Annotated in this window: 22 protein-coding genes; 12 read left to right on the plus strand and 10 right to left on the minus strand. The window is 71.3% G+C overall.

All coding sequences use genetic code 11. The annotated features are described in order from the left end of the window. Window positions 1–16: 16 nt before the first annotated feature. Both AB0B91_RS37415 and AB0B91_RS37420 read right to left on the minus strand, forming a co-directional pair. The gene (locus tag AB0B91_RS37415; RefSeq protein ID WP_358330136.1) at window positions 17–307 is read right to left on the minus strand and encodes a DUF3017 domain-containing protein; all 291 of its coding nucleotides are present in this window, start codon (window positions 305–307) and stop codon (window positions 17–19) included. Beyond that, window positions 304–1,425: a citrate/2-methylcitrate synthase gene (locus AB0B91_RS37420; protein WP_358330139.1), complete on the minus strand. Its 1,122-nt coding sequence runs from the start codon at window positions 1,423–1,425 to the stop codon at window positions 304–306. Before AB0B91_RS37420 ends, AB0B91_RS37415 begins: the two co-directional genes overlap by 4 nt. A 181-nt stretch (window positions 1,426–1,606) precedes the next feature. Between AB0B91_RS37420 and AB0B91_RS37425 the strand changes: the two genes are divergently transcribed. Further along, on the plus strand, window positions 1,607–2,257 hold the full coding sequence (locus AB0B91_RS37425; protein WP_358330142.1) for an FHA domain-containing protein: 651 nt from the start codon (window positions 1,607–1,609) through the stop codon (window positions 2,255–2,257). A gap of 13 nt (window positions 2,258–2,270) precedes the next feature. Here the strand turns inward: AB0B91_RS37425 and AB0B91_RS37430 are convergent, their stop codons facing one another. Both AB0B91_RS37430 and AB0B91_RS37435 read right to left on the minus strand, forming a co-directional pair. Beyond that, window positions 2,271–3,371, minus strand: a complete 1,101-nt coding sequence (locus AB0B91_RS37430; protein WP_358330145.1) for an anhydro-N-acetylmuramic acid kinase — start codon at window positions 3,369–3,371, stop codon at window positions 2,271–2,273. A gap of 16 nt (window positions 3,372–3,387) precedes the next feature. Continuing rightward, the gene (locus AB0B91_RS37435; protein WP_358330148.1) at window positions 3,388–4,917 is read right to left on the minus strand and encodes a family 10 glycosylhydrolase; all 1,530 of its coding nucleotides are present in this window, start codon (window positions 4,915–4,917) and stop codon (window positions 3,388–3,390) included. A 118-nt stretch (window positions 4,918–5,035) separates the two neighbouring features. Between AB0B91_RS37435 and AB0B91_RS37440 the strand changes: the two genes are divergently transcribed. Then, window positions 5,036–6,439 carry a glycoside hydrolase family 3 N-terminal domain-containing protein gene (locus AB0B91_RS37440; protein ID WP_358330151.1) on the plus strand — a complete coding sequence of 468 codons (1,404 nt, stop codon included), beginning with the start codon at window positions 5,036–5,038 and terminating at the stop codon, window positions 6,437–6,439. Beyond that, window positions 6,424–7,329: a MurR/RpiR family transcriptional regulator gene (locus AB0B91_RS37445; protein WP_358330154.1), complete on the plus strand. Its 906-nt coding sequence runs from the start codon at window positions 6,424–6,426 to the stop codon at window positions 7,327–7,329. The genes AB0B91_RS37440 and AB0B91_RS37445 overlap by 16 nt, the downstream gene beginning before the upstream one ends. Here the strand turns inward: AB0B91_RS37445 and AB0B91_RS37450 are convergent, their stop codons facing one another. Beyond that, window positions 7,330–8,103 (minus strand): IclR family transcriptional regulator C-terminal domain-containing protein, encoded by a 774-nt coding sequence (locus AB0B91_RS37450; RefSeq protein WP_358330157.1) that lies wholly within the window; start codon window positions 8,101–8,103, stop codon window positions 7,330–7,332. It abuts the gene before it with no gap. A gap of 98 nt (window positions 8,104–8,201) precedes the next feature. Between AB0B91_RS37450 and AB0B91_RS37455 the strand changes: the two genes are divergently transcribed. The 5 genes from AB0B91_RS37455 to AB0B91_RS37475 are packed head-to-tail and all read left to right on the plus strand — an operon-like array spanning window position 8,202 to window position 13,248. Beyond that, on the plus strand, window positions 8,202–9,140 hold the full coding sequence (locus tag AB0B91_RS37455; protein WP_358330160.1) for an ABC transporter substrate-binding protein: 939 nt from the start codon (window positions 8,202–8,204) through the stop codon (window positions 9,138–9,140). After that, the gene (locus AB0B91_RS37460) at window positions 9,137–9,904 is read left to right on the plus strand and encodes an ABC transporter permease (RefSeq protein ID WP_358330163.1); all 768 of its coding nucleotides are present in this window, start codon (window positions 9,137–9,139) and stop codon (window positions 9,902–9,904) included. The genes AB0B91_RS37455 and AB0B91_RS37460 overlap by 4 nt, the downstream gene beginning before the upstream one ends. Next, window positions 9,868–10,650 carry an ABC transporter permease gene (locus tag AB0B91_RS37465; protein WP_358330166.1) on the plus strand — a complete coding sequence of 261 codons (783 nt, stop codon included), beginning with the start codon at window positions 9,868–9,870 and terminating at the stop codon, window positions 10,648–10,650. Before AB0B91_RS37460 ends, AB0B91_RS37465 begins: the two co-directional genes overlap by 37 nt. Further along, complete coding sequence (locus tag AB0B91_RS37470) at window positions 10,643–11,413, plus strand: ABC transporter ATP-binding protein (RefSeq protein ID WP_358330169.1); 771 nt, start codon at window positions 10,643–10,645, stop codon at window positions 11,411–11,413. Before AB0B91_RS37465 ends, AB0B91_RS37470 begins: the two co-directional genes overlap by 8 nt. Next, a complete protein-coding gene (locus tag AB0B91_RS37475) occupies window positions 11,410–13,248 on the plus strand; it encodes a thiamine pyrophosphate-dependent enzyme (RefSeq protein ID WP_358330172.1) in 1,839 nt (612 codons plus the stop codon). Before AB0B91_RS37470 ends, AB0B91_RS37475 begins: the two co-directional genes overlap by 4 nt. Before the next feature lie 10 nt (window positions 13,249–13,258). On the opposite strand, the gene AB0B91_RS37480 is transcribed toward AB0B91_RS37475, so the two are convergent. After that, window positions 13,259–14,104, minus strand: coding sequence for a bifunctional methylenetetrahydrofolate dehydrogenase/methenyltetrahydrofolate cyclohydrolase (locus AB0B91_RS37480; RefSeq protein WP_358330174.1), 846 nt, complete (start codon window positions 14,102–14,104; stop codon window positions 13,259–13,261). 110 nt (window positions 14,105–14,214) lie between these two features. On the opposite strand from AB0B91_RS37480, the gene AB0B91_RS37485 reads away from it, so the two are divergent. The 3 genes from AB0B91_RS37485 to AB0B91_RS37495 are packed head-to-tail and all read left to right on the plus strand — an operon-like array spanning window position 14,215 to window position 20,479. Further along, window positions 14,215–18,492, plus strand: a complete 4,278-nt coding sequence (locus AB0B91_RS37485) for a glycoside hydrolase family 38 C-terminal domain-containing protein (protein ID WP_358330177.1) — start codon at window positions 14,215–14,217, stop codon at window positions 18,490–18,492. Continuing rightward, window positions 18,489–19,490: a hypothetical protein gene (locus AB0B91_RS37490; protein WP_358330180.1), complete on the plus strand. Its 1,002-nt coding sequence runs from the start codon at window positions 18,489–18,491 to the stop codon at window positions 19,488–19,490. Before AB0B91_RS37485 ends, AB0B91_RS37490 begins: the two co-directional genes overlap by 4 nt. Continuing rightward, a complete protein-coding gene (locus AB0B91_RS37495) occupies window positions 19,490–20,479 on the plus strand; it encodes an ROK family protein (RefSeq protein WP_358330183.1) in 990 nt (329 codons plus the stop codon). Before AB0B91_RS37490 ends, AB0B91_RS37495 begins: the two co-directional genes overlap by 1 nt. Before the next feature lie 20 nt (window positions 20,480–20,499). Here the strand turns inward: AB0B91_RS37495 and AB0B91_RS37500 are convergent, their stop codons facing one another. The 3 genes from AB0B91_RS37500 to purN form a co-directional block, all read right to left on the minus strand. Beyond that, complete coding sequence (locus tag AB0B91_RS37500; RefSeq protein ID WP_358330186.1) at window positions 20,500–20,682, minus strand: hypothetical protein; 183 nt, start codon at window positions 20,680–20,682, stop codon at window positions 20,500–20,502. A 126-nt stretch (window positions 20,683–20,808) separates the two neighbouring features. After that, the gene (gene purH, locus AB0B91_RS37505; protein WP_358330189.1) at window positions 20,809–22,350 is read right to left on the minus strand and encodes a bifunctional phosphoribosylaminoimidazolecarboxamide formyltransferase/IMP cyclohydrolase; all 1,542 of its coding nucleotides are present in this window, start codon (window positions 22,348–22,350) and stop codon (window positions 20,809–20,811) included. Beyond that, the gene (purN, locus tag AB0B91_RS37510; protein WP_358330192.1) at window positions 22,347–22,976 is read right to left on the minus strand and encodes a phosphoribosylglycinamide formyltransferase; all 630 of its coding nucleotides are present in this window, start codon (window positions 22,974–22,976) and stop codon (window positions 22,347–22,349) included. Before purN ends, purH begins: the two co-directional genes overlap by 4 nt. Window positions 22,977–23,049: 73 nt before the next feature. Here purN and AB0B91_RS37515 point away from each other — a divergent pair, with 73 nt between their 5' ends. After that, a complete protein-coding gene (locus tag AB0B91_RS37515; RefSeq protein WP_358330195.1) occupies window positions 23,050–23,469 on the plus strand; it encodes a hypothetical protein in 420 nt (139 codons plus the stop codon). On the opposite strand, the gene AB0B91_RS37520 is transcribed toward AB0B91_RS37515, so the two are convergent. Further along, complete coding sequence (locus tag AB0B91_RS37520; protein ID WP_358330198.1) at window positions 23,466–25,070, minus strand: DUF6350 family protein; 1,605 nt, start codon at window positions 25,068–25,070, stop codon at window positions 23,466–23,468. The genes AB0B91_RS37515 and AB0B91_RS37520 overlap by 4 nt on opposite strands. Between the last annotated feature and the right edge of the window lie 157 nt (window positions 25,071–25,227).

A 25,227-nucleotide genomic window follows, 5' to 3' on the forward strand; every position in this document is an offset into this window, starting at 1 on the left:
CTATCGGACTGCCCGGTCACCGGGCCAAAAGGGACATGATGATCCCCTTGAGCTCGTCGTTCGCCAAGATCAGCGAGGTAAGGACGAGCACGAATCCGAACGCCCCAAGCGTGATGACGTCGGTCCTCTTGCTGCGTACGGCGAGCCCGCCGTACCCGGCGAAACGGAGCGCGGCGGCCACCATGATGGCGGCGCCCAGCGCGAACCCGCCCCACCGCGGGTCCACGAGGAAGATCAGGACAACGCCGACGACCGCACCCGCCAGAATCAGCGGGTACGGCCCCCAACTCTCCCTGGAAATCGTCAACGCTCCTCGATCGGCTTCCACTTCTGATCACGCTCACCGATGTACTCACTGTCGGGGCGGATCAGTCGGTTGTCGGCGTGCTGCTCGATGACGTGCGCGGTCCAGCCGGACATGCGGCTGATCGAGAAGACCGGTGTGAATAGGTCTGTCGGAATGCCGAGATAGTGATAGACCGATGCCGCGTAGAAGTCGACATTGGGATAGAGGCCCTTCATCTCGAAGACGACCTCCTCCATCTCCTTGGACATCCGATAATAGGTGTCGTCGCCGGATGATTCGGCGAGTTCCTGCGACATCCTGCGCAGATGCGTGGCCCGCGGGTCCTCGGTCTTGTAGACGCGGTGGCCGAAGCCCATGATCTTCTCGCCGGCGGCCAGCTTCTCGCGGACGGCCTGCGCCACCCCGGTGGGCGAGATCGATTCGAGGGTCTTCATGACCTGCTCGTTCGCGCCGCCGTGCAGAGGGCCCTTGAGCGTGCCGATGGCGGCGACGATGGCCGAGTGCATGTCCGACAGAGTCGCGGCGCAGACGCGGGCGGCGAACGTCGAGGCGTTCATGGTGTGGTCGGCGTGCAGCACCAGGCAGGTGTCGAAGATCTCGACCTCACGCTGCGCGGGGGTGCGCCCGGTGACCTGCAGCAGGAAGTTCGCCGCGATGCTCAGCGCCGGGTCGGGCTCCGGGACCTCGGCGCCGTTGCGGGCGGCGTGGTAGCGGGCGACCAGCAGGGGCTGCTGCGCGGTCAGGCGGGCGGCCTTGCGGTGATTCGCGTCGGGAGCGATGGAGTCCTTGTCCGGGTCGTCCGCACCGGAGAGTGAGACCAGGCTACGCAGGGCCTCCATCGGTTTCTGTTTCTCGGCGATCTCCGGGATGTTCGCGGAGACCAGCGCGCCGAGCTCGCGTCCCCGGACCAGCTCCTGGCCGTACCTCTCCAGCTCCTCCCGGTTGGGGAGCTTGCCGCACTGCAGCAGGTGGGCCGTCTCTTCGAACGTCGCGCGGCCGGCCAGATCGTGGATGTCGTATCCGCGATAGAACAGGCGACCGGCCTTCCCGTCAATGTCGCTGAGCGCTGTGGACGCGGCTACGACATCGGCCAGGCCTTTCGTGGGCTTGTCCGCCATGAGTGTTTCCTCCGCATATCTCCGCCCGAAGTCTACCTGTGAGCAGGCAAAACCGGCCGCGAAGGTCCAGACCAATTTCATGCTGGATTCTCCTTATGGCAAAGGCGATTCCGCATCCCCTCGTTTGGGTAAGCCGGAGCTGTAGTAATAGTTACGGCGGGCTACCTGGGGAGGAACTGCCGTGGAGGGGCCGTTCATACGCATCGAGGACACCGGCGAGGTGGTCCCGTTGCGCCCCGAGATCACAACGGTAGGGAGGGGCCGGGGCGCAGACATCCGGCTGACCGACCCGAGTGTGTCTCGACTCCATGCCGAGTTCGTCAGGCGAGGACCCTACCTGTACGTCGTTGATCTGGGCCTGTCCCGCAACGGCACGCGGGTGAACGGCAGGCCGATCGCCCGGAGGGTGCTTGACGACGGCGACGTCGTCTCCTTCGGAGCGGCGCGCGGTCGCATCGGCGGAGTCCCCCGAGAGGACTTCGCCCCCGAGGTCGAACTGCGCAGGGCCGCTGCGCCGGAGCTGACGAGGCGCGAGGTCGATGTGCTGACCTCGCTCTGCAGACCGGCGCTCTCGGATGAGGCGTTCGTCGCCCCGGCGACCGCACGCGAGATCGCCGACGACCTGGTCGTGACCGAAGCCGCGGTCAAGCAACACCTGCTGCGGCTGTACCAGAAGTTCCGCATTCCTGAGGGCACCAACCGGCGCACACGGCTGGCCAACGAGGTCGTCGCGCTGGGCTTGGTGCGCCCGACCCCCGTGGTGCCACCACAGCGGTCGGGGACGTCGGCCGAGCAGCAACAGCCGACGGCCGCCGGACGCAGGGCCTCATAGACTGCGGCGGACTTCAGCGGAAACGGATCGCGACCGGTGCCACGGCGAGGGGCTCCGGCAGTGCGAGTGGACCGGAGCCCGGCGTCACCGTGCCCAGGACGCGCGCCCCCGTGGCGCCCGTGCAACTGGGCACGGTCGATGGCAGGCCGTGCGCGGTGAGCCAGCCGAACAGTGAGAAGGCGATCGCCTCCTTCGCGTCGGCGGGCACACCGAGTTCGTCGCTGGTCACGAGCCGCGTCCGCGGCACCCGCGCGCGCAGCATGCCCATGAGAGTGGGATTGCGCACACCGCCGCCGGAGACGATCACGGTGTCGAGTCCGTGCCCGCGGATCTCGGCCGCCACGGTCTCCGCGGTGAGCGCGGTTAGTGTGGCGACGAGGTCGGCCTGCGGCAGGTCCGCTTTGACGTACCCAGGAGTGAAGAGCTCCTTGCCCGTGGACTTCGGCGGCTCCTTCGCGTAGTACGGCTCGGCGAGCAGCTCCGCCAGCAGCGCCGCGTCGACCTTCCCGGCCGCGCCGAGCGCCCCGTCCTCGTCGTACGGCGGGGCGGCGGCGTCGATGAGCGCGCACGCGGGCCCGGTGTCGTAGGCGATGGCCGGCTCCCGCACGGTCAGGTTGGCGATCCCGCCCAGGTTCAGCGCCCCGGTACGCCCCGGTAGCCCGGCCATGAGCAGCAGGTCGAGGTAGGAGACGAGTGGCGCCCCCTGCCCACCGGCGGCCACGTCGCGCGCCCGCACGTCCGACACCACGGGCAGCCCGGTGCGCTCGGCGATCCAGGCGGGCTGGCCCAGTTGCAGGGTGCCGAGCACCCGGCCCCCCGCCACCCAGTGGAAGAGCGTCTGCCCGTGGGAGCAGATCAGGTCGGCCGGCGGCCCCTGCGCCGCCGCTTCGGCGAACGCCTGGCCGATGAGCGTGTCCAGGGCGCAGACCTCGCCCAGGTCGATCCGGCTGGGCGGCAGCGCGGCCACGATGCGGGCTCTCAGGCCAGGCTCGTACGGCCGCTCGCCGGTGTGGACGAGCGTGCCGGTCAGCACGCCGCCGTCCAGCGACCAGTCCACGACCGCGCTGTCTATCCCGTCGTGGGACGTGCCTGAGATGAGGCCGAGAACCCGCATCGTGCTCCTTGTGAACTTAAAGGACGCGGAAGCCGTTGCTCGGCTTGCTGGTCCGGTTGGCCCGGTCGACGGCGACCACGTAGTAGTGATCCCCGCGCTTGCCCTCCGGGTCCACCCAGCGCACCTGCCGGTCACCCGGAACCACCGCGACCAGGTTGCGGGCGTCGGCGAACGCACCGGCCCCGGCCTTGCCGGGGAACCGGAAGATGGCGAACTGGAAGGGCTCGTGCCGATCCGTCGCGACCGCGCGTACCTCCACCCCATCATGCTTGCGCAGCGCGTACGCCAGCACCGGCCGGTGCGGCGCCTCGCCGCCCGCCAGCCTGGTCAGCACCGGGGCCAGCGCGGGCCGGGTGTAGTGGTCGGCCACGGCCGTGCTGATCGAGCCGATCCGGTCGGCCCGCAGGTCGTTGGCGTTGTACCAGATGTCGCCGCTGACCGGTGGATTGTCCCGGTTGAGGGTGAGGTGCTTGGACAGCTCGGCCGGGTCCTGCCACTGGGGCACGGTCTGGGCGGGGTCGCCCGCCTTGTAGGCCGCCTGGCCGATCCAGAGCAGCGTGCCGGTGCCGTTCGCCACGTCGGACCACCACGGGACGAGCTTGGCGTAGTCGGCCGGCGGCTGCCCGATGTACCAGTAGAGCTGGGGCGCGATGTAGTCGAGCCAGCCCTTCTTCACCCAGCCCCTGGTGTCGGCGTGCAGGCTGTCGTAGGACTGGCCGCCGGCGGTGTCGGAGCCGAGCGGGTCGCTGGCCTTGTTGCGCCAGATGCCCGACGGGCTGATGCCCCACGCGATGTCCGGCTTGGCCTGGCGCACCCGCTGCTGCATCTCCGAGACCATGAGGTCGACGTTGTTGCGCCGCCAGGTGGCCAGGTCGGGGAAGCCCGCGCCGTACTGGGCGAACGTGGCGCTGTCGTCGAAGGCGGTGGTGTTCGTCGGGTAGAAATAGTCGTCGAAGTGCAGGCCGTCGATGTCGTACCGGGTGACCGCGTCCATGATCGCGTCCTGGCAGAACTTACGGACCTCGGGCATGCCGGGGTTGTAGTAGAGCTTGCCGCCGAACGGCAGGATCCAGTCGGGGTGCTTGCGGCCCGGGTGGTCGGGGTGCAGCTTGGCCGGGTCGGCCTGCATCGAGACCCGGTACGGGTTGAACCAGGCGTGGAAGGCCAGCCCGCGCTTGTGCGTCTCCTCGACGATGAAGCCCAGCGGGTCGTAGCCGGGGTCCTGCCCCTGGGTGCCGGTCAGCCACTGCGACCACGGTTCGAACGGCGACGGCCAGAACGCGTCGGCGGTCGGCCTGATCTGCACGAAGACGGAGTTCAGCTTCCGCTGCACCGCCAGGTCCAGCCAGGCGAGGTATTCGGCCTTCTGCTGCTCGACGGTCAGCCCGGTCTTGGAGGGCCAGTTGATGTTGACCACGGAGGCGATCCACATGCCGCGCATCTGGCGCAACGGCGGCACATAGTCGGCGGCGAAGGCGGGGAGCGGTACGACAGAGGCGGCAGCGGCGAGGGCGAGGCCCTTCAGTAACGTCCTTCTGCTGGGCATGTGGGGGATGGCCTCTCGGAAGTGGTTGTGTCGAGGGCGACGATGACAGAAAATTACCTTCAATTCAATAATCGTGAAGGAAAATGCCGACATGTCCCCTGACCTGTACCGACTAGCGATGACAGTGCTCCAGCCAGGCTACGAAGGCGCGTCCGCGCCCGACTGGTTGCTCAGGGCGCTCGGCGAAGGACTCGGCGGCCTGGTGCTGTTCGCCCGCAACGAGCCCGGGGAGCAGCTCGTCCAGCGCTTTCGCGCCGAGAACCCGGGCGCCGTCGTGGCGATCGACGAGGAAGGCGGGGCGGTCACCCGCCTGGAGGTCACCTCCGGCAGTTCCTTCCCGGGCAACCGGGCGCTCGGCGTGGTGGACGACGTGGCCCTGACCGAGCGGGTGGGCCGCCAGATCGGCCGGATGCTCGCCGAAGCCGACATCACGCTCAACTACGCGCCTTCGGCCGACGTCAACGCCAACCCGGCCAACCCGGTGATCGGCGTCCGCTCGTTCGGCCCGACCGCCGGCCTGGTCTCCCGCCACACCGTGGCCTACGTCAACGGAGTGCAGGGAGCCGGGGTCGCCGCCTGCGCCAAGCACTTCCCCGGTCACGGTGACACGGTAACGGACTCGCACCTGGCGCTGCCGACCGTGCACGCCTCGCGTGAGCTGCTGGCCGAGCGCGACCTGCCGCCGTTCAGGGCCGCGATCGGGGCCGGGGTGCGCTCGATCATGTCGGGCCACCTGCTCGTCCCCGCCCTCGATCCGTCGATGCCCGCGACGCTCAGCCGTACCGTCATGACCGAGCTCCTCAGGGGCGAGCTCGGTTTCGACGGGATGCTGGTCACCGACGCGATCGAGATGCGGGCGGTGGCCGCGATGTTCACCCCCGGCGAGATCGCGGTCCGCGCGCTCGGCGCGGGCGTCGACGCCATCTGCGTGGGCCTGTCGACCGAGCGGAGCCTGTACGAGATCCGCGACGCCATCGTGGCCGCCGTCCGGGCGGGTGTGCTCTCCGAGGAGCGCCTGGCCGAGGCCGCCGCCCGGGTGCTCGCCCTGTCCGGCTGGTACGACCGGCAGTCGGCCCTGCGCGAGAAGGCCCGCGCCGACGTCGACAGGGGCGTCGGCCTGGACGCCGCCAGAGCCGCGCTGACCACCACGGGAACGGCCTCGCTGACCCGGGCGCCGCTGGTCGTGGAGGTCAACACGCGCCTCAACAAGGCCGTGGACCCCTCGACGCCGACCGGCATCACGGCGGCTCTCGGCGCGCTGCTGCCGGGCACCGAGCGGGTCCAGATGGAACCCGAGGGCGAGCTGCCGCCGTTCGACGATCGGCCGGTCGTCCTCGTGGTGCACGACGCCGCCCGGCATTCCTGGGTGCGGGAGACGGTGGCGCGGGCCGTACAGGTGCGGCCCGAGGTGATCGTCGTGGACACCGGCATCCCCGCGGCGCCCGCCGGAGCCGCGCACCTGGTCACGCACGGTATCTCCCGCGTCTCGGCACAGGCGGCCGCCGAATGGCTGACCCGGTGACCGGGGCGCCGCTCGATGGGACGGACGGGCGCATGAACGAGCCGTCGAACCCGGTCTCCGCCGTCCGTGCGGTGTTCCCGTCGCTGACCCCGGCCGCGCAGGCGATCGCGCGCATCATCCTCGCCGACCCCGGCGTGGTGGTCCGGAGCACGATCACCGAGTTCAGCGCGGTGTCCGGGACGAGCGAGGCGACGATCGTACGCACCGCCAGGGCGCTCGGCTTCACCGGTTACTCGCAAATGCGCTTCGCCCTGGCCGCCGCCGTGGCCAAGCAGCCCGAACGGTTGGTGCCCGGCGACCTCGGCCCCGACGACCCGCTCACCGACGTCATCGCCAAGGTGGCGCGGGCCGAGTCCGAGGCGCTGGCCGACACGGCGGCGCAGCTCGACCCCGAACCGCTCGGGGAGATCGTCACGGCCATCGCCGCGGCCCGGCGGGTGGACGTGTACGGCGTGGCGGCGTCCGGGCTGGTGGCGACCGACATGTCGCAGAAGCTGCTGCGGATCGGGCTGTCCAGCCATCCGTTCAGCGACGCCCACATGGCGCTGACCAGCGCGGCCCTGCTCCGGGACGGCGACGTGGTGGTGGCGATCAGTTGCAGCGGCGAGACGCCGGACGTGCTGGACCCGGCCCGCACGGCCGCGGAGGCGGGGGCGCTGCTGGTCGCGATCACCAACAATCCGCGGTCGTCGCTGGCCGGGCTGGCCGACTACACGCTGGTGTCGGCGGGGCGGGAGACCGCCTTCCGGCCGGGGGCGCTGGCCAGCCGGATCAGCCAGCTCCTGATCGTCGACTGCATCTTCGTCGGGCTGGCCCAGCGCACGTACGACACGGCCGACGCCGCGATCCGCGCCACGAAGGAGGCCACGGACCGCTACCGTCGCCGCTGATCAGTCCACGGTGCTCCGCGCTACGCCCGCCAGGTCCGCTTCGATCCGGGCGGCCGTCGCCAGCAGCGGCGGCAGCAGGTCCCGCCTGACCTGCTGCGACGTCGTACGGCTCGCGTGGGTCGAGACGTTCACCGCCGCTACCGCCCGCCCGGAACGGTCGCGGATCGGCACGGCGATGGACCGCAGCCCCTCCTCCAGCTCCTGGTCGACCATCGCCCACCCCCGCGCGCGCACCCGGTCGAGCTCCGCCCGCAGCGCCGCCGGCTGGGTGATCGTCCGCGCGGTGAGCCCGCGCAGCTCGGCCGAGCCGAGGTAGGCGTCGAGCCGCTCCGGAGAGAGCGCCGCCAGCAGCACCCGGCCCATGGACGTGCAGTACGCGGGGAACCGGGTGCCGATGTTGATCGTGACTCGCATGATCCTCGCGGTGGCCACCCGCGCCACGTACACGACGTCCGCGCCGTCGAGCACGGCGACCGAGGCCGACTCGTGCACCTCGGCGGCCAGCCGTTCGAGGTGCGGATCGGCCACCTCGGGCAGCGAGAGGCTGGACAGGTAGGCGTAGCCGAGCTCCAGGACCCTGGGCGTGAGCGAGAACAGCCGCCCGTCCGAGCGCACGTACCCGAGGTCGGCGAGCGTGAGCAGGAACCGCCTGGCCGCGGCCCTGCTGAGGTCCGTCGCGCGGGCGACCTCGCTCAGCGTCAGCTCGGGCGCCGTGGCGCTGAACGCGCGGATCACCGCGAGACCGCGGGCCAGCGACTGTACGTGATCAACCATGACGATCCTTGAACATAGGTCATCAAAGGCGTAGCTTCCACGATACGGGGTGTTCGTTCAGAGAATATCTGTGCGCATAGCGAACAACTGGAGACAACGTGTCTCGCACTCTCGTGGCCTTAGCCGTCCTCCTCCTCACAGCCGCGTGCGGCGGCTCCTCTCAGCCGGCGACGACGAACCAGGGCAAGACGAAGGTCACCGCCGGCGTGATCGCGATCGTCGACACCGCGCCCATCCACCTGGGCAAGGCCAAGGGCTTCTTCGACGAGCAGAACATCGACCTGACGATCACTCCCGTCCAGGGCGGCGCCGCCGCGATCTCCGGCGCGGTCAGCGGGCAGTTCCAGTTCGCCTTCGCCAACACCACCTCGCTGCTGACCGCCAAGCAGCAGGGGCTCGACGTGCGGGTGATCGCCAACGGCGTCTCCTCGACCGGTCAGCAGGGCAAGGACTTCAGCGCGGTGCTGGTGAAGAACGACAGCCCGATCAGGTCGGCCAAGGAGCTGGCGGGCAAGAAGATCTCGGTCAACCAGCTCAAGAACATCGGCGACACGACCGTACGGGCCTCAGTACGCAAGGCCGGTGGCGACCCGTCGGGCATCCAGTTCGTCGAGCTGGCCTTCCCCGACGCGCCCGCCGCGCTGCAGGCCGGCCGTGTGGACGCCATCTGGGTGGTCGAGCCCTTCGTCAGCCAGGCGCTGAGCCAGGGCGCCCGCGCCGTGGCCTGGAACTTCGCCGACGCCGCCCCCGACCTGACCGTGGCGATGTACTTCACCACCGGCAAGACCGACGCGGACCTGACCAAGCGGTTCACCGCGGCCATCCGCAAGTCGCTGGAGTACGCCGACAGCCACCCCGACGAGGTCAGGGACGTGCTCAAGACCTACACCAAGATCTCCCCTGAGGTGATCGCGAAGATCTACCTGCCCAAGTGGCCCGCCGAGGTGAACAAGGCGTCCGTGCAGACCATCGCCGACCTCGCGCTGGCCGACGGCATCCTCAAGGACAAGGTCGACGTCTCGGCGCTGGTGCGGTGAGGCGGCTTCTGTACGGGCTCGCGGGGCTTGGCGGCCTGCTGGTGCTGCTTGAGGCGGTGCCCCGGCTCGGGCTGGTGGACGAGCGGTTCTTGCCGCCCGCCTCGCGCATCCTCGGCACGCTGGGCGGCCAGCTGGTCACGGCCGAGCTGTGGTTCGCGCTGGGCGAGACCGTGCTCGGCTGGGCGCTCGGCCTCACGATCGCGTTCTGCCTGGCGGTGGTGGCCGGGGTGGTCATCGGGATCGTCCCCGGGCTGCGGGCCGCGACCCGCTCCACGGTCGAGTTCCTGCGGCCGATCCCCTCGGTGGCGCTGGTCCCGCTGGCCACGCTGCTCTATGGTCCCTCGCTCGGCTCGACGCTGCTGCTGGTGGTCTACGCCTCGTTCTGGCAGGTGCTCATCCAGGTCCTGTACGGCGTGGCGGCGGTCGACTCGGTCGCCGACGACACCGCCCGGTCCTACGGGCTGTCGTCCTGGTCGCGGGTCCGGCATCTGGTCTGGCCGACCGCGCTGCCGTACGTCATGACCGGGTTGCGGCTGGCGGCGGCGGTGGCGTTCATCCTGGCGGTCACGGCGGAGCTGGTGATCGGCAGTCCGGGGCTCGGGGCGGAGATCCAGGTCGCGCAGAACAGCGGGGCCGTGCCCACGGTGTACGCGCTCATCGTGCTCGCCGGGCTCGTCGGGATCGGGGTCAACGCCGCGGTGCGGCTCCTGGAGCGCCGGGTGCTGTCGTGGCATCCCGCCGTGCGATCGGAGGCCGGCCCGTGAAGGTGGCCAGGTTGTTCGGGTTGCCCGTGTTGCTGGTGCTGGGCTGGTGGCTGGTCAGCGGGGGGTCGTTCTACCTGCCGGATCCCCTACGGGTGGCGCGGGCGTTCGGGCAGACCTGGTTCTCGGCGCGGGTGTTCGACGACGTGCTGCCCAGCATCGGGCGGTTGCTCGCCGGGTACGCGCTCGCGACCGTGCTGGGTGTGGGGCTCGGGGTGCCGATCGGGCTGTCGCCGCGGCTGCGCGCGACGCTGGAGCCGGTGCTGGAGTTCTTCCGGGCGATCCCGCCGCCCGTGCTCGTGCCGCTGCTCATGCTGCTGGCCGGGATCGACACGCCGATGAAGGTGCTGGTCATCGTCTCGGGCTGCGTCTGGCCGATCCTGCTCAACACCGTGGAAGGCGTACGGGCGCTGGACGAGGTGCTCGCCGACACCTGCCGGATGTACGGCGTGCACGGCGCCACCCGGCTGCGCCGCTTCGTGCTGCGCGGGGCCAGCCCGCAGATCATGGCCGGGCTGCGGCAGGCGCTGTCCATCGGGATCATCCTCATGGTCATCAGCGAGATGTTCGCCAGCTCCAGCGGGCTCGGGTTCACGATCGTGCTGTTCCAGCGGCAGTTCCAGATCGCCGAGATGTGGAGCGGCATCCTGCTGCTCGGGCTGATCGGGCTGACGCTGTCGCTGCTCTTCCGCTTCGTGGAGCGGCGGGTCCTTTCCTGGTACTACGGCGCTGGAGCCGCCCGTGCTTGAGATTGCGGAGCTGCGCAAGGTCTACGAGAGCCCGAACCGCAGCGTCGAGGCGATCCGCTCGCTGACCTTCAGCGTCGGCGCGGGCCAGCTGGTGTGCGTGGTCGGGCCCTCCGGCTGCGGCAAGACCACGCTGCTACGGTCCGTCGCCGGGCTGCTGCCGGTCACCGGCGGCCAGGTGCGGGTGGCCGGGGTGCCGGTCACCGGGCCGCCGCCGCGCATGGCCGTGGTCTTCCAGGAGTACGCCCGGAGCCTGTTCCCCTGGATGACCGTGCGCCAGAACGTCGAGCTGCCGCTGAAGGAGAAACGGATACCCACACCGCGCCGCCTGGAGCTGGTCCAGGGATCTCTGGAGGCGGTGGGCCTCACGGACGCCGCGGACGCGCACCCGTGGCAGCTGTCCGGCGGCATGCAGCAGCGGGTCGCGATCGCCAGGGCGGTGGCGTACGAGCCGCAGGTGCTGCTGATGGACGAGCCGTTCGCCGCCGTGGACGCGCAGACCAGGGCCGATCTGGAGGACCTGATCCTGGCGCTCTGGCGGGACCTCGGGGTGACCATACTGTTCGTCACGCATGACATCGACGAGGCCGTCTACCTGGGACAACGCGTGATCGTGTTATCGTCGTCACCGACAGTGATCATGGAAGATCTGAAGATCGACCTGCCCGCCCAGCGCGACCAGCTCACCACGCGGTCGCTGCCGCGCTTCGGCGAACTGCGCGGGCACATCTACGAGCGGATCCAGCGCGCCAGGGAGGCCCGATGAGCACGGTTCGGGACGCCACGTTCGACGTGCTCAGGCGTTTCGGGCTGACCACGATCTTCTGCAACCCGGGCTCGACCGAGGTCGCGCTGCTGACCGGGCTGCCCGATGACCTGCGGTTCGTGCTCGCCCTGCACGAAGGGTCGGTGGTCGGCATGGCCACCGGGTGGGCGATCGGGCACCGGGCTCCGGCGCTGGCCGTCCTGCACACCGCGGCGGGTCTGGGCAACGCGGTCGGCGCGATCGCCACCGCGCGGGCCAACCGGGTGCCGCTGGTGATCCTGGTCGGGCAGCAGGACCGCCGCCATCTGGCGCTGGAACCGTTCCTGACCGGGCGGCTGGCCGGGCTGGCCGGGGACTATCCGGTGCGGGTCGACGAACCGGCGCGGCCCCAGGACGTGCCGGGGGCCGTGGCGCGGGCCTACCACGAGGCGATCACCTTCCGGGGGCCCGCGCTGGTGGTGGTGCCGATGGACGACTGGGCGGCGCCGTTCGAGGCCGAGACGATCGCGGCGCCGGCACGCCTGCTGCGGCCTGCCGCCGTACCGGACGAGTCACTCGAACCCCTGGTCGAACTGCTGTCCGGGGCCCGCTCGCCGGCGATCGTCGCGGGCGCGGGCACCGCTGACGCGGGCCCGTCAGGTGCGGGCCTCTCGGGCGCGGGCACTTTGGGCGCGGGTCCCACAGGCGCGGGTCCCACGGGCGCGGGTCCCACGGGCGCGGGCCCGTCAGGCGCGGGCCTCTCAGGTGCGGGCCTCTCAGGTGCGGGCACTTTGGGCGCGAGCCCTACAGGCGCGTCCGGTGGGAGAGCTCCCTTCGCGGACTCAGGTGGTCGGGACGTCGGCTGGGCGGCGGTGGTGGCGCTCGCCGAGCGGCTGGGGTGTCCGGTCTGGCAGGAGTCGTTCGGGGCGATGGCAGGGTTCCCGCAGGACCATCCGCAGTACGCCGGGGTGCTGCCCGCCGATCGCACCCGGCTGCGCGCGGCGCTGGCCGGGCACGACGTGGTGCTCGCCGTGGGCGCCCCGGTCTTCCGCCAGTACCCGTTCGACACCGGGCCGCTGGTCGAGCCCGGCACCACGGTCGCGCTGGTCACCGACGACCCGGCCGAGGCGCACCGCAGCCCCGCCGACCTGGCCTACCTCGCCGCCCCGTCCACCGTCTGCGAGCGCCTGGCCGTACTCGTCCCCGCCCGACCGGCCCCGGTACGGCCCACGCCCGCCGCGCACGCGCCGCCCCTGACAGGCAACGAGTCGCAAGCCACGCACGTGCTGCCCCTGGCAGGGGACAGCTTGCGCGCCGCATACGTGCTGCAAGAGCTCGCCAGGCGGCTCCCGGCCGATGCGGTGCTCGTCGAGGAGACCCCGTCGTCGCGCCCTGACCTGCACCGGCTGGTCCCGGCCCGCAACCCGCTCGGCTTCGTGTCGGCGGCCATGGGCGGGCTGGGGTTCGGCCTGCCGGCGGCGGTCGGCCTGCGGATGTCGCTGCCCGACCGGCCGGTGGTCGCGGTGGTGGGCGACGGCTCGGCGCTGTACGGCGTGCAGGCGCTGTGGAGCGCGGCGCACTACCGGGTGGGCGCGCTGTTCGTGGTGCTCGCCAACGGCCGGTACGCGGTCATGGACCGGCTGGCCGACAAGGCGGGCGGCAAGGCGCCGTGGCCCGCGTTCACCGAGGTCAGCATGGGTGGGATGGCCCGGTCGCTGGGCTGCGAGGCCAGGCGGGTGGACACGGCGGAGGAGCTCGCGGCAGTGCTCGACGAGGTGGTGCCCACGCTCGCGGCCCGCGAGGAGCCCCTGCTGCTCGATGTGACCGTCGGCGTGGACGCGGACTTCCAGCCGTAACGCATGTGGGTCAGGCGCGTTCGGCGGCTTCGACCACGTTCGAGAGCAGGAGGGCACGGGTCATCGGGCCGACGCCGCCGGGGTTGGGGGTCAGGAAGCCCGCCACCTCCGCCACCTCGGCGGCCACGTCACCGGCGATCTTGCCGTCCACCCGTGAGACGCCCACGTCGAGCACGGCCGCGCCCGGCTTGACCATGGCGGGGGTGATGAGGCCAGGCACTCCGGCGGCGGCCACCACGATGTCGGCGTGGCGGACGTGCGCGGCCAGGTCGCGGGTGCCGGTGTGGCAGAGGGTCACCGTGGCGTTCTCGCTGCGCCGGGTCAGCAGCAGGCCGAGTGAGCGGCCCACCGTGATGCCGCGGCCGACCACGGCCACCTCGGCGCCCTTGATCGGCACGCCGTACTCCTGGAGGAGCAGCACGATGCCGTGCGGCGTGCACGGCAGCGGCGCGTCGACCATGTGAACCAGGCGGCCCAGGTTGACCGGGTGGAGGCCGTCGGCGTCCTTGGCCGGGTCCATGCGCTCCAGCAGCGCCATCGTGTCGAGGTGGCGGGGCAGCGGGAGCTGGACGATGTAGCCGGTGCACTCCGGCGAGGCGTTGAGCTCGTCGATGGCCGCCTCGACCTCGGCCTGGGTCGCGTCCTCGGGGAGGTCCACGCGGATGGAGGAGATGCCGACCTCGGCGCAGTCGCGGTGCTTGCCCGCCACGTAGATCTGGCTGCCGGGGTCGTCGCCGACCAGCACGGTGCCGAGACCGGGGGTGATGCCACGCTCCCTGAGCGCGGCCACCCGCGTCGTGAGGTCGGCCTTGATCCTGGCTGCGGTCGCCTTGCCGTCGAGTTTCACTGCGCTCATGTCTCGCAATCCTTCCACGAGTTCGCAGGAGGCAGCGATGACATCGTTGTCATGGATCTTGGAACAGCATATGGTGACGTCGCCGCCTATATGTCCTTTAAGGAGTCGTCTTGCCTGCTCACTTGCTGTCAGCGGAGTCGACTGACCTGTTCGTCGGCTCGGTGGAGCGGCCGTACCAGGTGCTCAAGGTCACGCTGGAGCTGAGCGGGCAGGAGACGCCGCTCGACGTCCGCGGACCCGGGGTGTCCTGCGCGGCGCCGGTGAGCGTGCCGTCGGGAGTGGGCCAAGTCACCGTCGAGGTGCCGCTGGACGTCACCGTGCCGCACGGGACCGTGGTGCCCTGCACTGTCACGCTCGGCGACGCGTCGCTCGACGTGGAGGTCACGGCCGAAGAGCCGGGCTGGACGATGTACATGGTGTCGCACTTCCACTACGACCCGGTCTGGTGGAACACGCAGGCCGCCTACACCAGCCCCTGGGAGCTGCTCTCGGTCGACGCGACGACCAGGCCGCTGTGGGAGCACAACGCGTTCGCGCTGGTCGAGGCGCATATCGAGCTGGCGCTGCGTGATCCCGACTACCGGTTCGTGCTGGCCGAGGTCGACTATCTCAAGCCGTTCTTCGACACCCACCCCGAGCGCCGCGCCGACCTGCGCGCGCTGCTCGCCGAGGGCCGGGTGGAGCTCCTCGGCGGAACGTACAACGAGCCGAACACGAACCTGACCGGTGCCGAGAGCACGATCCGCAACATCGTCTACGGCATCGGCTACCAGCGCGACATTCTCGGCGGCGATCCGCGTACCGCCTGGCAGCTCGACGTGTTCGGGCACGACCCGCAGTTCCCCGGCTACCTGGCGGCGGCCGGGCTGACCGGCAGCGCGTGGGCCCGGGGGCCGTTCCACCAGTGGGGACCGATCAGCAAGAACTTCAAGGAGGCCAAGAACGACGCCTCCCTGATGCAGTTCCCGAGCGAGTTCGAGTGGATCTCGCCGTCGGGGCGGGGCGTGCTGACGCACTACATGCCCGCCCACTACTCGGCGGGCTGGTGGATGGACTCCTCGCCGTCGCTGGAGGAGGCGACGCGGGCGACGTACGAGCTCTACCGGTCGCTGAAGCCGGTGGCCGCGACCAGGAACATCCTGCTGCCCGTCGGCACCGACTACACCCCGCCGAACAAGTGGGTGACCGACATCCACCGAACCTGGGCGACCCGGTACGTCTGGCCCCGGTTCGTCTGCGGCACCCCACGGGACTTCCTCGACGCGGTGCGCGGGGAAATACCAGCGTTCAGCCCGCAGACCCGGGACATGAACCCCATCTACACCGGCAAGGACGTCTCGTACATCGACACCAAGCAGGCCCAGCGCGCGGCCGAGGTGGCGGCGCTCGACGCCGAGCGGCTGTCGGCGTTCGCGTCGCTGCTGGGGCTGGGCGGCTACCCGCACACCGCGCTGGACAAGGTGTGGCGGCAGCTCGCGTACGGCGCGCACCACGACGGGATCACCGGCTCCGAGTCCGACCAGGTCTACATCGACCTGCTGACGGGCTGGCGCGAGGCGCACGACCTGGCCGCCGACGCCCGCGACCGCGCGCTGGACGCGCTGGTCGGCCAGATCTCGCTCGACGGCCGCAGCGTCGTGGTGACCAACACGCTGCCGTTCGCGCGTGACGGCCTGGTGCGGGTACGGCTCGCGCCGGGCGAGCGGGTCGACTCGGTCCCGGCCATCGACGAGGACGGCACGCTGGTCTTCCTGGCCGAGGACGTGCCCTCGATGGGCTGGCGTACGTACCGGATCGTCGAGGGGACGCCCGACACCTGGCAGCCGCTGCCCGAGGCCACCTCGATCTCGAACGAGCGGTGGCGCGTCGTCGCCGATCCGGCGCGGGGCGGCGGCCTGGAGTCGGTGTTCGACCGCGCGGCGGGCCGCGAGCTGCTGTCGGGGCTCGGGAACGAGCTGCGGCTGTATGACGAATATCCGACCCACCCTGACATGGGTGAGGGGCCGTGGCATCTGCTGCCGAACGGGCACGCCACCGGCTCCGGCGAGGCCGCCGCGCTGGCCGTACAGGCCGTGCGGAGTCCCCTCGGAGAGCGCCTGACCATCACCGGCCAGGTGGGCGAGGTCTCCTACGAGCAGATCATCACGCTGTGGACGGGTTCGGACCGGGTCGAGTTCACCACCCGCGTGCTCGACTACACCGGCGCCGACCGGCTGCTGCGGGTCCGCTTCCCCGCGCGGGTGGCGGGCGCGCTGCCGGTCTCCGATGTGGCGGGCGCCGTGGTGGGGCGCGGGTTCGCGCAGCCGGACGTCGACGTCGCCGAGCACCCGTGGACGCTGGACAACCCGGCCAACACCTGGTTCGGGCTGTCCGCCACAGCCAGGGTGGACCTGGGCGAGGCGGGCGCGCGGGCGCTGGGGGTCGCCGAGGTGGTGGTGCCCGCTCTGGAGGACGCGCCCGGGGCCCGTTCGCTGGTGGTGGCGCTGGCCCGCGCGGGCGTGACCGCCACGACCTCGTCCGCCTCCGGATCCCGGTACGGCTGGCTGGACGTCGACTCGAACCTGCCGGACTTCCGGATCATCCTGGGCGGCCCGGACGTGAACCCGCTGGCCGCCGAACTCCTGTCCCGCAGCGACCCGGCCTTCCTCGACGCGCTCAAGTCGGGGGCGCCGCTGGTGTGGGTGCCGGCGGAGCGGCCGCTGGCCGAGGTGTGGCAGCCGAGCGCCGACCTGCGTGACGTGCGCGCGCTGCCCGCGCTCATCGTCGCGGGGCCGGTAGAGGAGTTGGTGGAGGATCTGGCGGATGCCATGATCTCCGCCGTGTGCCCGGTCGGCGGGGAGGTGCTGGAGTCTCGGACGGTCGCGCTGCTCACGTATGGGTTGCCGGGGTTCGCGGTGGATTCGTCGGGGGCGTTGCATCTGTCGCTCATGCGGTCGTGTACCGGGTGGCCGTCGGGGGTCTGGTTGGATCCGCCTCGGCGTACCGGGCCTGATGGCGCCGGGTTCCAGGTGCAGCACTGGACGCATGAGTTCTCGTACGCGCTGGCCGGCGGGGACGGGGACTGGCGGGCGTTGCGGCTTCCGGCGGCGGGGCAGGAGTTCATCACGCCGCTGCTGGCTCGGGAGGTCTCGCCTGCTGCTGACGGCGTGTTGCCCCAGGTCCACTCCCTCCTGCGGGTGGAGCCCGCCCGGGACGTCCTGCTCGGCACCCTCAAGGCCACCGGCAACCCACACGCCCACGGCCTGTCCGTCAGTGGCGGGGCCGGCGCTGCTGAGGTTGGCCCCGATGGTACGGCTGATGGCGACGGCGGGGCTGGCGGCGTTAGTGGCGGCGTTGGTGGTGTCACGATCCGGCTTGTGGAGTCGACCGGGCTCGGCTCGCGGGCCACGATCGAGTCGCCGGTGCTGGACCTCGACGGCCTCGTCCACGCCGACCTGCTGGAACGGCCCGGTGATCCGGTGACCGCGCTCGACCTGGCCGGGGCCGAGGTCGCCACCTATCTCGCCCCCACCCCGCCACGGCCCAACCGCTCCGACCTGGACGCCACTGCCGGGCAGGCCCAACACGAGCTGAGCACCATCGCCGAACAGGCCCAGCCCGAACTGGGCGCCACGGCCGAACAGGCCCAGCCCGTCTACAGCCGCTACTGGCTGCACAACAAGGGACCCGCGCCTCTCAGCTACCTCCCGGTGTCGATCGCCGTCACGCCCGGTCTCATCGCGGCGGCGCAGGGGGCGGTCGAGGTGGAGGTCGTGGTGTCGTCCCACCTCGTCGACGCGCCGCACGAGGGCGTGGTGGACCTCCGCGTCCCAGACGGCTGGAGCGCCACACCCGCCCAGCGCGCCTTCCGCCTCGAACCCGGCGGCCACCTCCGCTTCCCCGTCACCGTCACACCCGCCCCCGGCCAGGGCCTGTACTTCGTCGCGGCCCGGACCAAGGTGGGCGATCAACTGGTGGAGGACGTGGCCACCGTCGCGCTGGGCGAGGTGCCCGAACTGCCCGTCGAGGGCGCCGTCCCGAAGATGAGCGACGCGTTCCAGGGCACCCAGGCCACCGAGGGCCGTCCGACCGGCCTCTCCGTCACCACCCTCACGGACTCGCTCTCCCTCCACCCGGGCGACCGCACGTCCCTCGTGGTACGGCTGGCGAACACCACCTCGGACGAGATCCACGGCGAGTCCCAGCTCGCGGCGCCGTGGGGCTCGTGGGAGCTGCTGCCCACGGTCATCCAAGGCTTCACCGTGGCACCGGGCGAGACGGTCGACGTGTCGTTCCCCGTGGAGGTGCCGTACGACATGGCGGCCGGACACTCCTGGGCTCTGGCCAAGGTCATGTGGTTCGGCCGCTGCCAGTACGCACCCACCGTCCGCCTGGAGGTCTCCCGATGAACCACACGCTCACCGACCCGTTCGGACACCGGCACGACGGCCACGCGGTGCCCAGCCCGGCCGGACACCACCACGACGGCCACACGCCGCCGGCGGAACACCATGACGGCCACGCACCGCTGGCGGGACACCACCATGACCGTGATGGGTCGCCCAGCGTGGGCGGACACCGGCACGGTGATCCGCCGGCCGGGCCGGTGCGGGAACGGCCCGCCGCGACCGGGGCAGCTACCGCGCCCGGTGTCGGAGCGGTGATCGGCTGGGTGGGCGGCCGGCCGATCTCCCGCGAGCCGCTGGAACGGCGAGTACGCGAGCTGCGCGACGGCCCGCTCAACGCGGCACTGCCTGTCCCTGGGACTTCCGAGGACCGGCAGCTCGCCAGGTGGCTGACGCAGGTGATCCTCACCGAGGCGCTCTGCGAGGACGAGGCCGCCGCCCGGGGGCTGACCCCCGTGGAGACTGGGCCGCTCGACCCGCTGGCCGCCGTGGAGCTGGGGTCGATCAATGCCGCCGCCTACAACGGCAGCCCGTGGGTACGCGCGCTGTTCGAGCATGTGACGGCCACGGTCGAGGTGCCTCCGGAGTGGCGGTCGCCGGTGCCCGCGCAGGGTGTGGCGCGGCATGACGTACGCCATCGGGTGTTCGCCGACCATGCCGACGCGGCCGCCGCCACGGCCGACGACCTGGAACCGCTGGGCGCGGTGGCACTGGGCTCCCTGCCCGTGGCGATCGCGGACGCCATCTCGCGCCGACCGTGCGGGATGCTCGTGGGCCCGGTCGAAGACGCCCTGGGCTGGCACGTCGCGGTGGCCCGCCCGGAACCCACCCCGCCGACCGGCTCTCCCTCGAACCCCGGTACGGTCTCGCGGAGAGATGCCGCGCGGCGCCGGATGTTCGCGCGGTGGCTCGACGAGCTGCGGGCCGCCAAGGTCGAACTCGTGCCCGGACTGGAACACCCTGGCGATCCCCGCCAGCCCGACAACCACCACAAACACTGATGACTTTCGTACTTGCCATTGATATCGGGGGAACCAAGCTCGCCGCCGCGCTGGTGGACGAGGCTGGTTCCATGCTGCGTTCCGCCACCCGGCCCACGCCGCGGGCGGAGGTCATGGTCGCTCTGGCGGCCCTGGTCGAGGAGGTGACCGGGGGCGGGCCCGCGCCGGAGGCGGTCGGGATCGGGTGCGCCGGGCCGCTGGACCTGGCCGCCGGGACCGTCAGCCCGGTGAACATGCCCAGTTGGCGCGGCTTCCCGCTGCGTGACGAGGTCCGCAAGCTGACCGGGCTGCCGACCATGCTGGCGGGTGACGCGCAGTGCATGGCGCTGGGAGAGCACTGGCTGGGCGCGGGGCGCGGGAGTTCGGCGCTGCTCGGGATCGTGGTGTCCACCGGGATCGGCGGCGGGCTGGTGATCGACGGCGTCCCGCTGCTCGGCCCCAACGGAAATGCTGGACATGTCGGTCACATGTCCATCGACCCGTACGGCGAACGCTGCGAGTGCGGCGGGCGCGGCTGCGTCGAGCGCTACTCCAGCGGCCCGAACCTGGCGCGCTGGGCCCTGGCCAACGGCTGGACCCCAGGCGCGCATGGTCCAGCCAATGCACGGGACGGTACGACTGATACGCGAGACGGTACGGCCGACGCCCGGGCACTGGCGCCGGACACGGCGGCTGACGCGCGGACGCTGGCGCGGGACGCGGCGGCCGGGGATCCCGTGGCAGTGGCGGCGTTCGAACGGGGTGCCAGGGCGCTCGCCGGCATGATCGCCTCCACCGCGGCCGCGGTCGAACTCACCAAGGTGGTCATCGGCGGCGGTGTCTCAGCGGCGGGGCCGGTGCTGTTCGACCCGCTGGCGCGGGCGCTGGACGACGTGGCCGGGCTGGCGTTCGTCAGGGCGGTGGAGGTGGAGCCGACCACCTTGGGCGTACGAGCCGCACTCGCCGGAGCCGCCAAGCTGGCCTGGGACCATTCCCGTTCAGTCGTCTGAGGTGCGGACGGCCGAGTGGGCTACTCGCGCTCGGCCGCCTGCGCCTCGCGGCGCTCGATGATGCGACGGGTGAACGGGATGACCTCCACGACGCGGCTGCCGAGGTAGGCACCGATGAAGGCGAGCACGACCAGCACGACCGGGCTGGTGGCGAACCCGTTCACGGTCACGAAGGCATACAGAGCTGAGTCGAGCAGCGCCATAAGGGAAACTCCCGTGGAAAGACCGGCAAGGCCCACAGCGTAACCGGACATTACCTATGCTTGTGCGCAAAAGGGCGGCCTTGTGCCGCCCTTTTACCTTTGCCGAATCAGATGAATCAGCCGATATCAGTGGAAGAAGTGGCGTGTCCCGGTGAAATAGAGCGCCACGCCCGCCTCCTCCGCCGCCTCGATGACGAGCTGGTCGCGTACGGACCCGCCGGGCTCCACAACGGCCTTGACGCCCGCCTCGATCAGCACCTCCAGCCCGTCGGGGAACGGGAAGAAGGCGTCCGACGCCGCCACCGACCCCGCGGCCCGCTCACCGGCGCGGGCCACCGCCAGCCGGCACGAGTCGACCCGGTTGACCTGCCCCATGCCGACGCCGACGGTCGCCCCGCCGGACGCCAGCAGGATGGCGTTGGACTTGACCGAGCGGCTGGCCCGCCACGCGAACGCCAGGTCGGCCAGCATCGCGTCCGAGACCGGCTCGCCCGCCTTGAGCTGCCAGCTCTCCGGCGCGTCACCGGGCGCGTTGACCCGGTCGGTCTGCTGGACGAGCAGCCCGCCGTCGATCCGGCGGAACTCGGCGACGTTGGCCGGGCCTGAGGGGCAGATCAGCAGGCGGACGTTCTTCTTCTGCGTCAGCACGGCCAGCGCCTCGGGATCGTACGACGGCGCGACGACGACCTCGGTGAACACCTCGGCGATCTGCCCGGCCAGCTCGGCCGTGACGGCCCCGTTGACCGCGATGACGCCCCCGTACGCCGAGACCGGGTCACACGCGTGCGCCTTGCGGTGCGCGTCGGCGACGTCGGAACCGACGGCGATGCCGCACGGGTTCTGGTGCTTGATGATCGCCACGCAGGGGGCGGCGAAGTCCCAGGCCGCCCGCCAGGCGGCGTCGGCGTCGAGGTAGTTGTTGTACGACATCTCCTTGCCGTGCACCTGCTCGGCGTTGGCCAGGCCGTCGAGGCCGCCGCTGTAGAGGGCGGCGGACTGGTGCGGGTTCTCCCCGTAGCGCAGGGTGGACTTGCGCTTCCAGGTGACGCCCATGAACGAGGGCCAGTCGTCGTCGACCCGGTAGGCGTTGGCGAACCAGGACGCCACGGCCACGTCGTAGGAGGCCGTCTGGGCGTAGGCGATGCCCGCCAGCCGCTTCCGTTCGGTCAGCGTGAAGCCGCCTTCGGCGAGCGCGCCCAGCACGTCACCGTAGAAACGCGGGTCGACCACGACGGCGCAGGTGCTGTGGTTCTTGGCGGCGCCGCGGATCATCGCGGGCCCGCCGATGTCGATCTGCTCGACGCACTCCTCGTCGGACGCGCCGGAGGCCACCGTCTGCTCGAACGGGTAGAGGTTGACCACCACCAGCTGGAACGGGTCGATCTCCAGCTCGTCGAGCTGGGCCACGTGGTGGGGCTTGGTCAGGTCGGCCAGCAGCCCGGCGTGCACGCGCGGATGCAGCGTCTTGACCCGGCCGTCGAGGCACTCGGGGAAGCCGGTCAACTGCTCGACCTTGGTGACGGGGATGCCGTAGGACGCGATGGCGGCGGCGGTGCCGCCCGTTGACACGATCTCCACCCCCGCGCCGTCGAGAGCCCTGGCCAGCTCCTCCAGCCCGGATTTGTCGTACACCGCGATCAGCGCGCGCCGGATGGCGATGCGAGTCACTTCGATTCCCCTTCTGGTTGGTTACCGATGCGGACGGTCCGTCCGCTGACCGTCCAGCCCTCGCGGACCATCCGGCCGACGATCTCGACGAGCAGGCGGCGCTCGACGGTCTTGATGCGCTCGTGCAGAACCGCCTCGTCGTCACCCGGCAGCACGGCCACGGCCTCCTGGGCGACGATCGGCCCGCTGTCGACGCCGGAGTCGGCCAGCATGACCGTGCAGCCCGTCACCTTGACGCCGTAGGCGAGCGCGTCGCGCACCCCGTGCGCGCCCGGGAACGCGGGCAGCAGCGCGGGATGGGTGTTGAGCAGCGGGAACGCGTCGAGCGTCGGGGCGCCGAGTATCTTCATGAAGCCCGCGGACACCACCAGATCGGGCTCGTACGAGGCGATGCGGCCCGCGATCGCCACATCCCATTCCGTACGCTTCTCGTAATCACCCAGCTTTTCGACGAAAGTAGGAACGTCAGCCCGCGACGCCCTGGCCAATCCCTCGATGTCGTCCCTGTCCGCGCCGACGGCCACCACGCGGGCGCCGTAAGCCGGGTCGGCGGAAGCGTCCAGCAGGGCCTGTAGGTTTGTTCCAGAGCCGGAGACGAGGACGACGAGCCGCCCAGCCTTTGACACACGCACTCCAATGAGAAACAGGGTGGGGCTGCAAGCGTATCCGCTCTTCGTCCGGCGACGCAGAGGAGGTCAGGTGTCGACACCGGTGCAGGCACCGGCGGGTCAGCAGCCCGCGGATTCCGCGGGCCGCCGCGCGATCTGGTTGGCCATCGCAGCGCTGGCCATGACGTTCATGCTGCCGCTGGCGGGGCTGGTCATGGCAGTGTTCGCGCTGATGGCGGGCATTCGCGCGCTCCCGCAGCTGAAGAGCGCGGAAAAGCCACTGGGCATGGCCGTGGGCGGCATCGTCGTCTCCTCGATCGCGCTCGCGCTGTCGGCCATGGCCACAGGGATGCAGCTCTACCTGATGGACGAATACTCCGCCTACCAGGAGTGCATGAAGGGCGCGGGCACCGTCTCGTCGCAGGGCGAGTGCTTCACCCAGTTCAGGGACGCGGCCCAGAAGAAGCTCCCGCCCGACGTGCTCGAACTCCTGGGTGCGGTGCAGCCCTAGTCGCGGTCCCAGGCGTACGGGTCGACGTAGATGACGTGGCCGCCCCGGTCGTCGGACTCGTCGATGATGTCCTTACGCGGTGGGCGATCCCGATCGGTCAGCGTGGGCAGGGCCTGGGCCAGCGTCTCCGCCGCGGCCGAGGCGTGCTCGTCCTGCCAGTCGTCGCGGATGACCGGGATGGCCTGGGTGTCGGCCTCGGTGGCGTCCATCCAGTGACCGGGCAGCGGCCGGGCGTCGGCCTCGGCCAGGCCGACCTTGCTCGCCGCCCTGGCGATCGCGGCGCCCGCCTTCCGTACCGGAACGGCGGCCTTGTCGAGCGGGGCACGGGCCTTCCGGTTCAGCAGCAGCAGGTTGGCCACCCCCGCGGAGATGCCGGCGGCGACGCCCACCTCCAGGCCCACCGACAGCGCCACCTCCCAGGGCGACGGTCCGACCGTGGCCAGCCGCCCGCCGCCGATGGGGCCGCCGGACAGGGCGGCGAGCAGCGCGGCGACCAGCCCGGTGGTGATCCCGGTGAAGAACCCCCACAACGGCGCGGCCTCGTACGACGGCGACGGCGCCATCCGGGCCACCACGATGCCCGCCACGGTCCCGGCGGCGAACGGCAGCGCGATCACCGCCATCGTCCAGCCCGGCACGGGACCGCTCTCGGGCAGCGCGCCCAGCAGCGGCAGGCTCGGCACCGTGCCCAGCTGCACGCCCGTGGGCGCGACCAGGGTGCCGGCACCGACGGCGAACCCGGGCCCGGCGATGTAGGAGGCGGCCCAGATGACGGTGTTGAGCAGGTAGAGGGCCTGGACCAGCAGGAGCAGCAGGCCGCCCACGAAGCCGGGCGAGAGCACGTTCGTCAGCTCGCGCACCTGGCCGAAGTTCATGATCAGGGCCAGCAGCACGAGGGCGAGCCCGGCGACGAGCAGCACCGTGATGGCGACGGCCGTGCCGACGGTCAGCGCGCGCACCCGCTCGGGCAGCAGGCGCAGCATCGCCCGCCACGGGCCGATCGTCCGCGCGGTGGCCAGCGCCCCGGCCAGGAACGCCAGCGCGAAGTGGCTGATCAGCGCCTCGCCGATGAACGGCTGCGTGATCTCGTTGCGGGCGACGAGCGCGATGAGCCCGGCCAGCAGGGCATAGGGGGCGGCCAGCGAGACTCCGGCCTGGGCGACCAGCACGAGCTGGGCCCGGCGGCGCGCGTTGGCCTGCTCGCGCGGGCTGTTCTTGGGCAGCCGCGCGGGCAGGCGCAGCCGCAGGTCGGCGTCGCGGGCCATCCATCGCCCGGCGCGGTAGAGCAGCACGGCGGGCAAGATCGTCAGGCCGAGCGGCAGCAGCCCCACCTTGCCGCCGGGGATCGCGAACCCGGCGTGGTGCGCGGCCAGCCAGACCTGCGCCGCCGTACGGAACACTCCCGGCAGCCCCGCGCCCAGCGCGCCGCGCGGCGCGGCGATCCAGCCGACCAGGGTCAGCGTGGTGAGGACGGCCAGGCCGACGCCGAGCGTGATGGCGGCGGCGAGCATCCCGGACACGGGCAGCGGCCGGCGCGTCTCGTCGTCATCACTCGAGACACCGGGCAGCCGGCCAAGGACCGATTCGAGGAGCGCCGTCACAAGTAGTTATTTTCTCAAGGTTTCCCAACCCGCGCTTGGTTGACGCGCCGCGCGCCCTCTCCCAATTCGGGGGTTTTGCTTTTTTACGGCAGGCACGGCAGGCCCCACCCGCCGACCATGGCCGGGCTCCGTCCAGGGATACGCTCCTCCGGTGATG

The sequence above is a fragment of the Nonomuraea sp. NPDC049141 genome (genome assembly GCF_040648415.1).
Lineage (GTDB): Bacteria > Actinomycetota > Actinomycetes > Streptosporangiales > Streptosporangiaceae > Nonomuraea.

Coding starts and splice junctions, on each gene's coding strand:
- AB0B91_RS37420 (WP_358330139.1), bottom strand. CDS start 1,425: ATGGCGGACAAGCCCACGAAAGGCCTGGCCGATGTCGTAGCCGCGTCC.
- AB0B91_RS37430 (WP_358330145.1), bottom strand. CDS start 3,371: ATGCGGGTTCTCGGCCTCATCTCAGGCACGTCCCACGACGGGATAGAC.
- AB0B91_RS37435 (WP_358330148.1), bottom strand. CDS start 4,917: ATGCCCAGCAGAAGGACGTTACTGAAGGGCCTCGCCCTCGCCGCTGCC.
- AB0B91_RS37440 (WP_358330151.1), top strand. CDS start 5,036: ATGACAGTGCTCCAGCCAGGCTACGAAGGCGCGTCCGCGCCCGACTGG.
- AB0B91_RS37445 (WP_358330154.1), top strand. CDS start 6,424: ATGGCTGACCCGGTGACCGGGGCGCCGCTCGATGGGACGGACGGGCGC.
- AB0B91_RS37450 (WP_358330157.1), bottom strand. CDS start 8,103: ATGGTTGATCACGTACAGTCGCTGGCCCGCGGTCTCGCGGTGATCCGC.
- AB0B91_RS37475 (WP_358330172.1), top strand. CDS start 11,410: ATGAGCACGGTTCGGGACGCCACGTTCGACGTGCTCAGGCGTTTCGGG.
- AB0B91_RS37480 (WP_358330174.1), bottom strand. CDS start 14,104: ATGAGCGCAGTGAAACTCGACGGCAAGGCGACCGCAGCCAGGATCAAG.
- AB0B91_RS37490 (WP_358330180.1), top strand. CDS start 18,489: ATGAACCACACGCTCACCGACCCGTTCGGACACCGGCACGACGGCCAC.
- AB0B91_RS37495 (WP_358330183.1), top strand. CDS start 19,490: ATGACTTTCGTACTTGCCATTGATATCGGGGGAACCAAGCTCGCCGCC.
- AB0B91_RS37500 (WP_358330186.1), bottom strand. CDS start 20,682: ATGGCGCTGCTCGACTCAGCTCTGTATGCCTTCGTGACCGTGAACGGG.